The organism is Kineococcus lubricus (assembly GCF_050871965.1).
Taxonomy (GTDB): domain Bacteria; phylum Actinomycetota; class Actinomycetes; order Actinomycetales; family Kineococcaceae; genus Kineococcus.
This window is the reverse complement of sequence record NZ_JBJLSK010000011.1, coordinates 69,551-81,793: the sequence shown is the minus strand read 5'-3', so window position 1 is coordinate 81,793 and position 12,243 is coordinate 69,551. Positions and strand designations below refer to the sequence as shown.

12 protein-coding genes and 2 tRNA genes are annotated in these 12,243 nt (G+C 74.3%); 8 read left to right on the top strand and 6 right to left on the bottom strand.

All coding sequences use genetic code 11. The features are described 5' to 3' along the window. Nucleotides 1-13 precede the first annotated feature (13 nt). Nucleotides 14-664 carry a hypothetical protein gene (locus ACRYRX_RS10265; RefSeq protein WP_432511758.1) on the bottom strand — a complete coding sequence of 217 codons (651 nt, stop codon included), beginning with the start codon at nt 662-664 and terminating at the stop codon, nt 14-16. Between the two features lie 169 nt (nt 665-833). Between ACRYRX_RS10265 and gltX the strand changes: the two genes are divergently transcribed. The 3 genes from gltX (at nt 834) to ACRYRX_RS10250 (ending at nt 2,602) form a co-directional block, all read left to right on the top strand. Continuing rightward, entirely contained in the window at nt 834-2,318 is a 1,485-nt protein-coding gene (gltX, locus tag ACRYRX_RS10260) for a glutamate--tRNA ligase (RefSeq protein ID WP_432511757.1), read from the top strand. 120 nt (nt 2,319-2,438) lie between these two features. Further along, a tRNA-Gln gene (locus ACRYRX_RS10255) sits at nt 2,439-2,510 on the top strand. A gap of 19 nt (nt 2,511-2,529) precedes the next feature. Further along, nucleotides 2,530-2,602, top strand: a tRNA-Glu gene (locus tag ACRYRX_RS10250). Between the two features lie 48 nt (nt 2,603-2,650). On the opposite strand, the gene ACRYRX_RS10245 is transcribed toward ACRYRX_RS10250, so the two are convergent. Then, nucleotides 2,651-3,367 carry an IclR family transcriptional regulator gene (locus ACRYRX_RS10245; RefSeq protein ID WP_432511756.1) on the bottom strand — a complete coding sequence of 239 codons (717 nt, stop codon included), beginning with the start codon at nt 3,365-3,367 and terminating at the stop codon, nt 2,651-2,653. Nucleotides 3,368-3,416: 49 nt separating this feature from the next. On the opposite strand from ACRYRX_RS10245, the gene leuC reads away from it, so the two are divergent. The 3 genes from leuC (at nt 3,417) to ACRYRX_RS10230 (ending at nt 6,354) form a co-directional block, all read left to right on the top strand. Then, a complete protein-coding gene (leuC, locus tag ACRYRX_RS10240; RefSeq protein ID WP_432511755.1) occupies nt 3,417-4,865 on the top strand; it encodes a 3-isopropylmalate dehydratase large subunit in 1,449 nt (482 codons plus the stop codon). A 12-nt stretch (nt 4,866-4,877) separates the two neighbouring features. Beyond that, a complete protein-coding gene (gene leuD / locus ACRYRX_RS10235; RefSeq protein WP_432511754.1) occupies nt 4,878-5,483 on the top strand; it encodes a 3-isopropylmalate dehydratase small subunit in 606 nt (201 codons plus the stop codon). A gap of 325 nt (nt 5,484-5,808) precedes the next feature. Next, nucleotides 5,809-6,354 carry an HU family DNA-binding protein gene (locus ACRYRX_RS10230; protein WP_432511753.1) on the top strand — a complete coding sequence of 182 codons (546 nt, stop codon included), beginning with the start codon at nt 5,809-5,811 and terminating at the stop codon, nt 6,352-6,354. Between the two features lie 66 nt (nt 6,355-6,420). On the opposite strand, the gene ACRYRX_RS10225 is transcribed toward ACRYRX_RS10230, so the two are convergent. Continuing rightward, a complete protein-coding gene (locus tag ACRYRX_RS10225) occupies nt 6,421-7,971 on the bottom strand; it encodes a helix-turn-helix domain-containing protein (RefSeq protein ID WP_432511752.1) in 1,551 nt (516 codons plus the stop codon). A 96-nt stretch (nt 7,972-8,067) separates the two neighbouring features. Then, nucleotides 8,068-9,231: a trans-sulfuration enzyme family protein gene (locus ACRYRX_RS10220; RefSeq protein ID WP_432511751.1), complete on the bottom strand. Its 1,164-nt coding sequence runs from the start codon at nt 9,229-9,231 to the stop codon at nt 8,068-8,070. Between the two features lie 39 nt (nt 9,232-9,270). Between ACRYRX_RS10220 and ACRYRX_RS10215 the strand changes: the two genes are divergently transcribed. Continuing rightward, nucleotides 9,271-10,386, top strand: coding sequence for a D-alanine--D-alanine ligase family protein (locus ACRYRX_RS10215; protein WP_432511750.1), 1,116 nt, complete (start codon nt 9,271-9,273; stop codon nt 10,384-10,386). A 14-nt stretch (nt 10,387-10,400) separates the two neighbouring features. Here ACRYRX_RS10215 and ACRYRX_RS10210 read toward each other — a convergent pair whose 3' ends face one another. After that, the gene (locus tag ACRYRX_RS10210) at nt 10,401-10,970 is read right to left on the bottom strand and encodes a DUF3515 family protein (protein WP_432511749.1); all 570 of its coding nucleotides are present in this window, start codon (nt 10,968-10,970) and stop codon (nt 10,401-10,403) included. Between the two features lie 45 nt (nt 10,971-11,015). Here ACRYRX_RS10210 and ACRYRX_RS10205 point away from each other — a divergent pair, with 45 nt between their 5' ends. Beyond that, a complete protein-coding gene (locus ACRYRX_RS10205; protein ID WP_432511748.1) occupies nt 11,016-11,975 on the top strand; it encodes a thiamine-phosphate kinase in 960 nt (319 codons plus the stop codon). A gap of 72 nt (nt 11,976-12,047) precedes the next feature. On the opposite strand, the gene rpmB is transcribed toward ACRYRX_RS10205, so the two are convergent. Next, nucleotides 12,048-12,233 carry a 50S ribosomal protein L28 gene (rpmB, locus tag ACRYRX_RS10200; protein WP_432511747.1) on the bottom strand — a complete coding sequence of 62 codons (186 nt, stop codon included), beginning with the start codon at nt 12,231-12,233 and terminating at the stop codon, nt 12,048-12,050. Nucleotides 12,234-12,243: the final 10 nt, after the last annotated feature.

Below are 12,243 nucleotides of genomic sequence, written 5' to 3'. Positions count from 1 at the left end.
GCCCGGGCGGCGGTCAGGAGCCGCTGGGAGGGGCGATCGCGACCGTGAGGGTGTCCGTCGCGGTCGCCTTGGAGTAGTCGGCGGCGCCCGGGGCGCTCTGCTCCAGCACGTCGTAGCTGATGAGCAGCTCGACGCTGCGGGTGCCGGCCGGCACCGCGGGCAGGACGAACGAGGTCGAGTACGCGTAGGGCGCCATCGCCAGGTAGCCCGGCGTCTGCCGGGAGGTGTCCTGGACGGTCGGGCCGGTGCTCTGCGTGCCGTCGGCGGCGACCAGCGAGCTGGTCACCGTCATGGTGCTGACGTACGCCTTCTGCTGCTTCTTCCCCGTGCCCAGGTTGGGGCCGGTGATGGTGGCGGCCAGCTGCACCGGCTTGGCCGCCTCGGCCGTCCAGGCGCCCATGTCCAGCGTGGACCAGTAGTCCACCGCCAGGGTCGTGCCGCCGGCCTGCAGCTCGTGGTGGGCCGAGCCCAGCGCCAGGTCGTTGTGCACGGGTTCGACGGCGACCGCGGTGGCGGTGGGGGCGGCGCTCGCGGTGGGCGTGGCGGCCTCGGTCGTCGCGGGGGTCAGGCCGGCGGCGGCCTGGACCGAGCCGCAGGCGGTGAGGGCGGCCAGCGGCAGCAGGAGGGCGACGGCGACGAACGTCGTGGCGGGGCGCGCGGTCATCACGGGGTGCTCCAGGGCGGCGAGTGCGGGGATCTGTCCCCATGACGCTGGCACGCGTGACGCGCAGTGAGCGGCGCCGCCACACGAACGGCGCACCGGTGACGCACCGCAACCACTCCACCGGGCGCAGCCGACACCGGCCGGCTCACCCGAATAGGCTGGGCGGGCCATGACTGACACCCCCGCGCCCGTCCGCGTCCGCTTCTGCCCCTCGCCCACCGGCACCCCGCACGTCGGGCTCATCCGCACGGCCCTGTTCAACTGGGCCTACGCCCGCCACACCGGCGGGAAGCTGGTGTTCCGCATCGAGGACACCGACGCCGCCCGGGACTCCGAGGAGAGCTACGCGCAGATCCTCGACGCCCTGGCCTGGCTGGGCCTGGACTGGGACGAGGGCATCGACGTCGGCGGCCCGCACGGCCCGTACCGGCAGTCCCAGCGCCGGCCGGTGTACGACGACGTCGTGCAGCGGCTCAAGGACGCCGGGCACCTGTACGAGTCGTTCTCCACGGCCGAGGAGATCGAGGCCCGGCACGAGGCCGCGGGACGCCCGAAGGTCCTGGGCTACGACGGCTTCGACCGAGACCTGACGCCCGAGCAGGTCGCCGCGTTCCTGGCCGAGGGCCGCGAGCCCACCCTGCGGCTGCGGCTGCCCGAGGGGCGCGACTACTCCTTCGACGACCTCGTGCGCGGGCGCATCGAGTTCAAGGCGGGCTCGTTCCCCGACCCGGTGCTGGTGCGGGCGAACGGCGACCCGCTCTACACGCTGGTCAACCCCGTCGACGACGCCCTCATGGGGATCACCCACGTGCTGCGCGGCGAGGACCTGCTGTCCTCCACGCCGCGGCAGATCGCGCTGTACGAGGCGCTCGTGGAGATCGGTGTCGCGCAGTCGGTCCCGCGCTTCGGGCACCTGCCGTACGTGATGGGGGAGGGCAACAAGAAGCTCTCCAAGCGCGACCCGGAGTCCAACCTCTTCCACCACCGCGACCGCGGGTTCATCCGCGAGGGGCTGCTGAACTACCTCGCGCTCCTGGGCTGGGGGATCGCCGAGGACCGGGACCTGTTCAGCGTGGACGAGCTCGTAGAGGCCTTCGACGTGGCGGACGTCAACGCCTCCCCGGCGCGCTTCGACGTGACCAAGGCCGAGGCGATCAACGCGGCCCACCTGCGCCTGCTGGCGCCGGAGGACTTCCGCGCGCGCCTGGTGCCGTACCTGCAGGCGGCGGGCGTCCTGCCCGCCGAGCCCTCCCCGGCGCAGCTGGAGCGGCTCGCGGCGGCGGCGCCGCTGGTGCAGGAGCGCATGACGCTGCTCGGCCAGGCGCCGGGGATGCTCGGCTTCCTGTTCGCCGCCGACGCCGACGTCGTGGTCGAGGAGGACGCGCTGGGGGCGCTGCGCCCGGAGGCCGCCGACGTGCTGGACGCCGCGCTGGCCGCGCTGGAGGCGCTGGCGGACTGGACGACCCCGGCGCTGGAGGCGGCGCTGCGCGCGGCCGTCGTGGACGGTCTGGGGGTCAAGCCCAAGTTCGCCTTCGCGCCGCTGCGCACCGCGGTCACGGGCCGCCGGGTGTCCCCGCCGCTGTTCGAGTCGATGGAGATCCTGGGCCGGGAGTCCTCGCTGACCCGGTTGCGGGCCCTGCGCGCCCGGCTCTGAGGGCGCAGCGACGTCCCCGGCGGCCTCAGGTGGGCCGCCGGGGAGCCGATTTGGGAAGCAGGGTCGCGACCCGTTAGAGTTCATCTCGTTCGGGCGGTCCGCCGGCCGGACGGAACACCATGGGGTATGGTGTAATTGGCAGCACGACTGATTCTGGTTCAGTTAGTCTAGGTTCGAGTCCTGGTACCCCAGCGCTTGTACTGCAAGCTAGGGCCCCGTTGTGTAGCGGCCTAGCACGCCGCCCTCTCACGGCGGTAGCGCGGGTTCGAATCCCGTCGGGGCTACGTCAGAAGGCTCCCGGTCACCGACCGGGAGCCTTCTCTCTTTCCCGGTCAGTTCTGCAGCGCCAGGGCCGTCGTGAAGGCCGCCGCGGTGGCCAGGACGGCGTCGGCGTGCCGGCGGCCGGGGTGGCGGCCGAAGCGCTCGGCCGGGCCCGAGACCGAGACCGCCGCCAGGACGCGCCCCGAGGGCCCGCGCACGGGTGCGCTGACCGAGGCCACGCCCGCCTCGCGCTCTCCGCTGGAGTGGGCCCAGCCGCGCCGCCGGACCCCCGACAGCGCGCCAGCGTCGAACCGGGCGCCGAGCAGCTCCACCGACAGCCGCTCGGGGTCGTCCCAGGCGAGCAGCACCTGCGCGGCGGACCCGGCGTGCATGGTCATCGACGTGCCCACCGGGACGGTGTCGCGCAGGCCGTGCAGCCGCTCGGCCGCGGCGATGCAGATCCGGTGCTCACCGTGCCGCCGGTACAGCTGGGCGCTCTCACCGGTGCTGTCGCGCAGCGCCGTCAGCAGCGGCCCGGCCACGGCCACCAGGCGGTCCTCCCCGGCGGCGGCCGCCAGCTCGCCGTGCCGGGCGCCGAGGACGAAGCGGCCCTGGACGTCGCGGCTGACGAGGCGGTGGTGCTCCAGGGCGACGGCGAGGCGGTGGGCGGTGGGGCGGGCCAGGCCGGTCGCGGTGACCAGCTGGGCCAGGCTGGCGGGCCCGGCCTCGAGGGCGTCCAACACCAGCACGGCCTTGTCGAGGACGCCGACTCCGCTACTCTTGTCCACGAAGCGATACTGGCGTCTCAACCAGTGAGACGCAAGAGGGGAGCCGGTCATGGGACGCACGCTGGCGCAGAAGGTCTGGGACGACCACGTCGTCCGCAAGGGCGAGGCCGGGGAACCGGACCTGCTGTACATCGACCTCCACCTCGTCCACGAGGTGACCAGCCCGCAGGCCTTCGACGGCCTCCGCCTCGCGGGCCGGGGCCTGCGGCGGCTCGACCTGACCATCGCCACCGAGGACCACAACACCCCCACGGCCGACATCCAGCGCCCGCTGTCGCTGCTGGAGGACCAGACCTCGGCCAAGCAGCTGCAGACGCTGCGGGAGAACTGCGCGGAGTTCGGCGTCCGGCTGCACCCCCTCGGCGACGCCGAGCAGGGCATCGTGCACGTCGTCGGACCGCAGCTGGGCCTGACCCAGCCCGGCATGACCGTCGTCTGCGGCGACTCCCACACCTCCACGCACGGCGCCTTCGGGTCCCTCGGCATGGGGATCGGCACCAGCGAGGTCGAGCACGTCATGGCGACCCAGACCCTGCCGCTCAAGCCCTTCCGCACCATGGCGGTCACCGTGAACGGGCAGCTGCGGCCCGGCACCACGGCCAAGGACATCATCCTGGCCGTCATCGCCCGGATCGGCACCGGCGGCGGCCAGGGCTACGTCCTGGAGTACCGCGGCGAGGCCATCCGCAGCCTGTCGATGGAGGGGCGGATGACGATCTGCAACATGTCCATCGAGGCCGGCGCCCGCGCGGGCATGGTCGCCCCCGACGACGTCACCTTCGCGTACCTCGAGGGCCGCCCGCACGCCCCGCAGGGGGAGGACTGGGACGCGGCCGTCGCCTACTGGCGGACCCTGCAGACCGACGAGGACGCCGAGTTCGACGCCGAGGTCGTCCTGGACGCCGCCGACCTCGAGCCGTTCGTCACCTGGGGCACCAACCCCGGCCAGGGCGTCCCGCTGTCGGGCTCGGTGCCGGTGCCCGAGGAGATCGGTGACGACGGCGTCCGGCTCGGCGTCGAGCGCGCCCTGGAGTACATGGGCCTGGAGGGCGGGACGCCGATGCGCGACATCGCCGTCGACACCGTCTTCCTCGGCTCGTGCACCAACAGCCGCATCGAGGACCTGCGGGCGGCCGCCGACGTCGTCCGCGGGCGCAAGAAGGCCGACTCGGTCCGCATGATGGTCGTGCCCGGCTCGGCGAAGGTGCGCCTGCAGGCCGAGGCCGAGGGCCTGGACGCGGTGTTCAAGGAGTTCGGCGCCGACTGGCGCTTCGCCGGGTGCTCGATGTGCCTGGGGATGAACCCCGACCAGCTCGCCCCCGGGGAACGCTGCGCCTCCACCTCCAACCGCAACTTCGAGGGCCGGCAGGGCAAGGGGGGCCGCACGCACCTGGTCTCCCCGCTGGTGGCCGCCGCGACCGCGGTGCGGGGCACGCTCAGCTCCCCGGCCGACCTCGAACCCCTCACCCAGCCCGCCCCCCAGCCCGCGAACGTCTGACAGGAGCACGCCGTGGAGAAGTTCACCGTCCACCGCGGGGTCGGGGTGCCGCTGCGCCGCACCGACGTCGACACCGACCAGATCATCCCCGCCGTCTACCTCAAGCGGGTCACCAAGACCGGCTTCGAGGACGCCCTGTTCGCCGGCTGGCGCACCGACCCGCACTTCGTGCTGAACCAGGAGCCCTACCGGCCCGGGTCGGTCCTCGTGGCGGGCAAGGACTTCGGCACCGGCTCCAGCCGGGAGCACGCCGTCTGGGCGTTGCGCGACTACGGCTTCCGGGCGGTGCTGGCGCCGCGGTTCGCGGACATCTTCCGCGGCAACGCCGGCAAGCAGGGGCTGCTCGCGGCCGTCGTCGAGCAGAGCGACATCGACCTCATCTGGAAGGCCCTGGAGGCGCACCCGGGCACCGAGGTGACCGTCGACCTCGTCGAGCGCGTCGTCCGGGTGGACGACTTCACCGCCCGGTTCGAGGTGGACGACTACGTGCGCTGGCGCCTGATGGAGGGGCTGGACGACATCAGCCTCACCCTGCGCCACGCCGACGCGATCGCCGACTTCGAGGCCCGCCGCCCCTCGTTCAAGCCGACCACGACGCCGCGGGCGGCCACCGCCTGAGACCGGCCCGGACGGCCCCGGACACCCGCTGCGGCGCAGCGGGACCGGGGCCGTCCTGCGTCCAGGATCGTTGCGGGACAAGGCTTCCGGTCGATCCGGTGGGAGGGGCCCGTCGTCGCCGGACCGGCGTGCCGAACGCCCTGCGGCGCAGGGCCTCGCCGGCGCCGCGACGCCAGGTGCCCTGTGCCGCAACGACTCGCCGCCACGCCGGTGGTGGACGCAGGTGATCAGCGGTCGTACCGTTTCCCCGTCGGCCCTGCGCGATCCGTTGCGCGAGCAGATGTTCGGTTCGGACAACGCCCGGTCCCCCCAGGAGGAGCCCCCCGTGAACAAGGCAGAACTGGTCGACGCGCTCGAGGCGCGTCTGGGCGGTCGCAAGCAGGCCGTCACCGCCGTCGAGGCGATCGTCGAGCTCATCACCGTCACCGTCGCCAAGGGCGACAAGGTCGCCATCAGCGGGTTCGGCACCTTCGAGAAGCAGGCCCGCAACGCCCGCACCGGCCGCAACCCGCGCACCGGCGAGGCCGTGAAGATCAAGAAGACGTCCGTGCCGCGCTTCCGCCCGGGCACCCTCTTCAAGGAGGTCGTCTCCGACACCAAGCAGCTGCGCGCGTTCCAGGCCTCGCTCAAGGAGCGGGCCGCCGGTTCGGCGGCTCCGGCCGCGGCGGCCCCGGCCGCCAAGAAGGCGGCCCCGGCCACGCGCACCGCCACTACCGCGACGACCGCGCGGAAGGCGGCCCCGGCCGCCCGCACGGCGACCACCGCCGCCAAGAAGGCCGCCCCGGCCGCCCGCACGGCGACCACCGCCGCGAAGAAGGCGGCCCCGGCCAAGGCCGCTCCGGCGACGCGCCGCGTGGCCAAGAAGGCCTGACCCGCACCGCACGCGACGAGGCCCCGGACCCCGTGAGGGGGCCGGGGCCTCGTCGCGCGCGGGGCGTCAGTCCCGGAACGTCTCGATCTGCGCGCCCAGCGGGGTGAGCCGCTCGGCGAGCTGCTCGTACCCGCGGGCGATGATGTCGACGTTGCGCAGCACCGAGGTGCCCTTGGCCGCGAGCATCGCCAGCAGCACGACCACGGCCGGGCGCAGCGCCGGCGGGCAGAGCACCTCCGCCCCCGACCAGCGCGTCGGTCCCTCCACCAGCACCCGGTGCGGGTCGAGGAGCTTGACGCGCGCCCCGAGGCGGTTCAGCTCGGTCAGGTAGATCGCCCGGTTGTCGTAGACCCAGTCGTGGACGGTCGTCGAGCCCTCCGCGCTCGCGGCGATGACCGCGAAGAACGGCAGGTTGTCGATGTTCAGCCCCGGGAACGGCATCGGGTGGATCTTGTCGATCGGCGCCTTCAGCTCCGAGGGGTGCACCGTGACGTCGACCAGCCGGGTGCGGCCGTTGGCCGCGGTGTACTCCGGGCTCAGGTCGTACTCCAGGCCCATCTCGGCCAGGATCGCGAGCTCGATCTCCAGGAACTCGATCGGGGCGCGGGTCACCGTCAGCTCGGAGTGCGTGATGATCGCCGCGGTCAGCAGGCTCATGGCCTCGACCGGGTCCTCCGAGGGGGCGTAGTCGACGTCGACGGAGATGTCGGGCACGCCGTGCACGACGAGGGTCGTCGTGCCGATGCCGTCGATGCGGACGCCGAGCAGTTCCAGGAAGAAGCACAGGTCCTGGACCATGTAGTTCGGGCTGGCGTTGCGGATCGTCGTGACGCCGTCCATGCGCGCCGCCGCCATGAGCGCGTTCTCGGTGACGGTGTCGCCGCGCTCGGTCAGGACGATGGGGCGCTGCGGGGTCACGGAGCGGTCCACGGTCGCGTGGTAGAAGCCCGTGGTCGCGGTCACCTGGAGGCCGAAGGGGCGCAGCGCGACCATGTGCGGCTCGACGGTGCGCGTGCCGAGGTCGCAGCCACCGGCGTAGGGGAGGGCGAACTCCTCGTACCGGTGCAGCAGCGGGCCCAGCATCATGATGATGCTGCGGGTGCGGCGGGCGGTCTCGCCGTCCATGGCGTCCAGGTCCAGGTCGTTCGGGACGTCCAGGACGAGGTCGGCCTCGTTGATCCACTCGTACCGCACGCCGATGCTGGCCAGGACGTCGAGGATGCGGTGGATCTCCAGGATCCGCGCGACCCCGCGCAGCGTCGTGCGGCCCTTGTTCAGCAGCGCCGCGCACAGCAGCGCCACGCCGGCGTTCTTGCTGGACTTCACCGCGATGCTGCCGGACAGCTTGGCGCCGCCGTGGACGCGCAGGTGCGTGGGGCCGGGCCGTCCGATGGAGACGATGTCGTCCTGCAGGGCGTGCCCGACGCGCTGCAGCATGTCGATCGAGACGTTCTGCTGCCCCTGCTCCATGCGGTGCACGGCGCTCTGGGACGTGCCCAGGCGCTCGGCCAGCTGGACCTGGGTCAGGCCCCGGTGCTTGCGGGCGTCACGGATGAGGGCGCCGATCTGCGAGAGGTGGTCGCCGGTCGGCGTCAGCTGCTCGGTGGAGACTGCCATGAGGGGCACGCTATCTCACAGATGAGATAAAGCCCGTCAAGAGGTGGGGCCGGGCGTGTCGTCCACTGTGCCACGCGCCCGGCCCGCCCCCGTCCCTCAGCCCCGCGTGTCGAGCGCCCGGTCCAGCGCGGCCGACAGGTCCCGCCACAGGTCCTCGACGTCCTCGACCCCGACGGACAGCCGCAGCAGGTCCTCGGGCACCACGCGCGGCTCGCCCGCGTGCCGGCGGCGGCGCTCCACCAGCGACTCCACCCCGCCCAGGCTCGTGGCCGGCACCCACAGCCGCACCGCGTCCACGACGGCGTCCGCGCCCGCCGCCCCGCCGACGACCTCGATGGAGACCAGCGCGCCGTACCCGGACATCTGCTGCGTCGCCAGCGCGTGCCCGGGGTCCTGCGGCAGCGAGGGGTGGCGCACCCGCGTCACGGCCGGGTGGTCCAGCAGCCGGCGCGCCAGGTCGGCGGCGTTCTGCTGGGCGCGTTCCAGCCGCAGCGGCAGCGTCCGCAGGCCCCGCAGGGCCAGGAACGTCTCCAGCGGGCCGGGGATGGCCCCGTGCAGCGTCCGGTGCGCCTGCAGGGCCGCCAGCGTCGGCTCCGAGCGGGCCACCACCGCCCCCAGCACGACGTCGGAGTGGCCCGAGAGGAACTTCGTCACCGAGTGCACGACGACGTCGGCGCCCAGCTCCAGCGGGCGCTGCAGCAGCGGCGTCGCGAACGTGTTGTCCACCACCACCAGCGCGTCGTGCTCGTGCCCGGCCGCGGCCAGCGCGGCGATGTCGGCGACCTCCAGCAGCGGGTTCGTCGGCGACTCCAGCCACAGCACCACCGGGCCCTGCACGCCCGCCAGCGCCGCGCGGACGGCCGCGACGTCGGTGATGTCCACCGGCTGCACCCGCAGCCGGTCCTGGGCCACCAGCAGCGCCGTCAGGGAGTGCGTGCCGTTGTAGGCGCCGTGCGGGACCAGCACCGTCCCGGCGGCCGGCACCAGGTGCAGGGCCGCGGCCACGGCGGCCATGCCGGAGGCGAACGCCAGCGCGCGCCCGCCCTCCAGCTCACCGACCGCCGTCTCCAGGGCGGTCCAGGTCGGGTTGCCGAACCGGCCGTAGCCCAGGTCGGCCTGCCCCAGCGAACCGCCCCCGACGTAGGTGGCGGACAGGGACACGGGGGTGTTCAGCTCGCTGTCCAGCGCCCGGGCCGGGCGTCCGGCGACGACGGCGACGGTGCGGGGGGACAGGCTGGCGGGGGACACGTCATCTGGCACGGGGGGAACCCAACCACACCGCGGGTAGGGTCGGCGCCGATGAGCAGCCAGCCCAAACCCCGCGTCGCCGTCGTCTTCGGCGGCAGGTCCTCCGAGCACGCCATCAGCTGCGTGACCGCCGCGGGCGTCCTCGCCGCCCTCGACCGCGACGTCTACGACGTCGTCCCGATCGGCATCACCACCAGCGGCCGGTGGGTCCTCGTCGACGACGACCCCGCCCGGTTCCAGCTGACCGGGGGCAAGCTGCCCGAGGTCCCCGCCGCCGGCGTCCCGGTGGCGCTGTCGCAGGACGTGGACTCCAAGGCGCTGCAGGGACCGGCCGGGCAGGTCCTCGGCGGTGCCGTCGACGTCGTGCTGCCGCTGCTGCACGGCCCCTTCGGGGAGGACGGCACTCTGCAGGGGCTGCTGGAGCTGTCCGACACCCGCTACGTCGGCTCCGGGGTGCTGGCCTCGGCCGCGGGCATGGACAAGCAGGTCATGAAGCTCCTGCTGGCCGGCCAGGGCCTGCGCGTGGGCCCGTGGACCTCCTTCCGGGCCCGCCGCTGGGAGACCGACCGCGACGCCGTCGTCGCCGAGGTCGAGGCGCTGGGGTACCCCGTCTTCGTCAAGCCCGCCCGCGCCGGGTCCAGCATCGGCATCAGCCGGGTCACCGGCCGCGACGGTCTGGAGGCGGCCGTGGCCGAGGCGATCTCGCACGACCCCAAGGTCGTCGTCGAGGCCGCCGTGACCGGCCGCGAGATCGAGTGCGGGGTCCTGGAGGACCTCGACGGCGGTGAGCCGCTCACCAGCCTGCCCGGGGAGATCGAGCTCGTCGGCGGTCACGACTTCTACGACTTCGAGGCCAAGTACCTCGACGCGGACAGCGTGCGGCTGTCCTGCCCGGCGGACCTGCCCGACGACGTCACCGCCGAGGTCCGCCGCACCGCCGCCCGGGTGTTCGAGGCCATGGGGGCCGAGGGGCTGGCCCGGGTCGACCTCTTCGTGGACCCCGCGAAGGGGCCGGAGGGGATCGTCGTCAACGAGATCAACACGATGCCGGGGTTCACCCCCTTCTCGATGTACCCGCGCATGTGGGCCGCCACGGGCGTCGACTACCCGCAGCTGGTCGACCACCTCCTGCAGCTCGCGCTGCGCCGGCCCACCGGGCTGCGCTGACCCGCGACCCCCGCCTACACGCAGGTGCGCGTCTGCGGGATCGGCTCGACGGCCGCGGCGAGGTCGACGAGCTGCGAGGTCGCCTGGTCGCTGGTGAGGCCGTCGCCGTACCGCACGGTCACCTCCACGGCCGGGGTGCGGCCGTAGGTGAGGAACCGGACGGCGCGCTCGCTCGCGGCGTCCTGCACCCAGTCGACGCTGCGGCCCGCGGAGTCGGCCACCGGGATGCACGGCTTGCCGGTAGGCCCCAGGACCTGCGCACCGCAGCGCAGGACGACCTGGTCCTCGCCCCACACCGCGACCCCCGCCGCACCCTGCGGGGTGCGCGGCAGGTCGCCCAGGGTGGGGGGCAGGGCCGCCAGCAGCGGTGCGCAGGCGGGGTCGTCGGCGTCGGGGGCGGGGTCCACGCCCCGCGAGCCCGCCGCGTACGCCCACACCGCCGCGGCGGTCACGGCGGCGACGGCGAGGGCGACCACCAGCGGTGCGGGCCGGCGCGTCGCGGGGCCGGGCCCGGGGGCGTCGCCGGGGGTGTCGCCGGGGGTGTCGTCGGGGGTGTCGTCGGGGGTGGGGTCGGGGTGGGACATCGCCCCGTAGTGTGCCGCCCAGCGCCGGGACGAGGGGACGAGGGCTTGCGGGACGACGGTGTGCGGGAGGACCTGCGGGTCCAGGACCTGGACGAGGGGGAGCTGCTGGCCCGCGTGGTGCCGCTCATGCCCACCCGGGCCCTGCTGGGACCCGGTGACGACGCCGCGCTCGTCGCCGCCCCCGACGGGCGGGTGGTGGCGACCACGGACGTCCTGGTCGAGTTCCGCGACTTCCGCCGCGACTGGTCCACGGCCGCGGACGTCGGGTGGAAGGCCGTCGCGCAGAACGTCGCCGACGTCGCCGCCATGGGCGCCACCTGCACGGGGCTGCTCATCGGCCTGGGGCTGCCCGGCGACGTCGAGGTCGCCTGGGTGGAGGGCTTCGCCGCCGGCGTCGCGCAGGCCTGCGCCCGGTTCGGGGCCGTGGTGGTCGGCGGGGACCTGTCCGCGGCCGGCGAGGTCGTCGTCGCCGTGAGCGCCCTGGGCGACCTCGGGGGCCGGGCACCGGTCCTGCGCTCGGGTGCGCGGGCCGGGGACGTCGTGGCCGTCGCCGGGGTCCTCGGCCGCTCCGCGGCGGGCTGGGAGCTGCTGCGCACCGGGGCGCCCGACGCCCGCCCGGACCTGCTGGCCGCGCACCGGCGCCCCGAGCCGCCCGTCGCGGCCGGCCCCGCCGCCGCGCTCGCCGGCGCGAGCGCGCTCATGGACGTCAGCGACGGGCTGCTGCGCGACGCGGGCCGGATCGCCGCGGCCAGCGGGGTCTCGGTCGAGCTGTCGACGGGCTCGGCGCTGGGGGAGTGGGCCGCCGACCTGGGCGGGGCCGGTGGCCTCGCCCAGGTCCTGACCGGCGGGGAGGACCACGCCCTCCTGGGGTGCTTCCCGGCCGGGACGCCGCTGCCGGAGCCGTTCGTCCCGGTGGGGCGGGTCGTCGCCGCGGGCGGGCACCCCGTCCTCGTCGACGGGCGGCCGTGGGCCGGCCCCGGGGGCTGGGACCACTTCCGCCGCTGACCCGACCGGCTCAGGACGCAGGACGGGCCCGGATCCAGAGGATCCGGGCCCGTCCTGCGATCTGGAAGGGGGTCAGCGCGTGACCTTGCCCGCCTTCAGGCAGGAGGTGCACACGTTGACGCGCTTGGGGGAACCGTTCACGGTGGCCTTGATCCGCTGGATGTTCGGGAGCCACATGCGGTTGGTCCGCCGGTGCGAGTGCGAGACGCTCTTGCCGAAGCCAGGGCCCTTGGCGCAGACGTCACAGGTGGCAGCCACGGGGAACTCC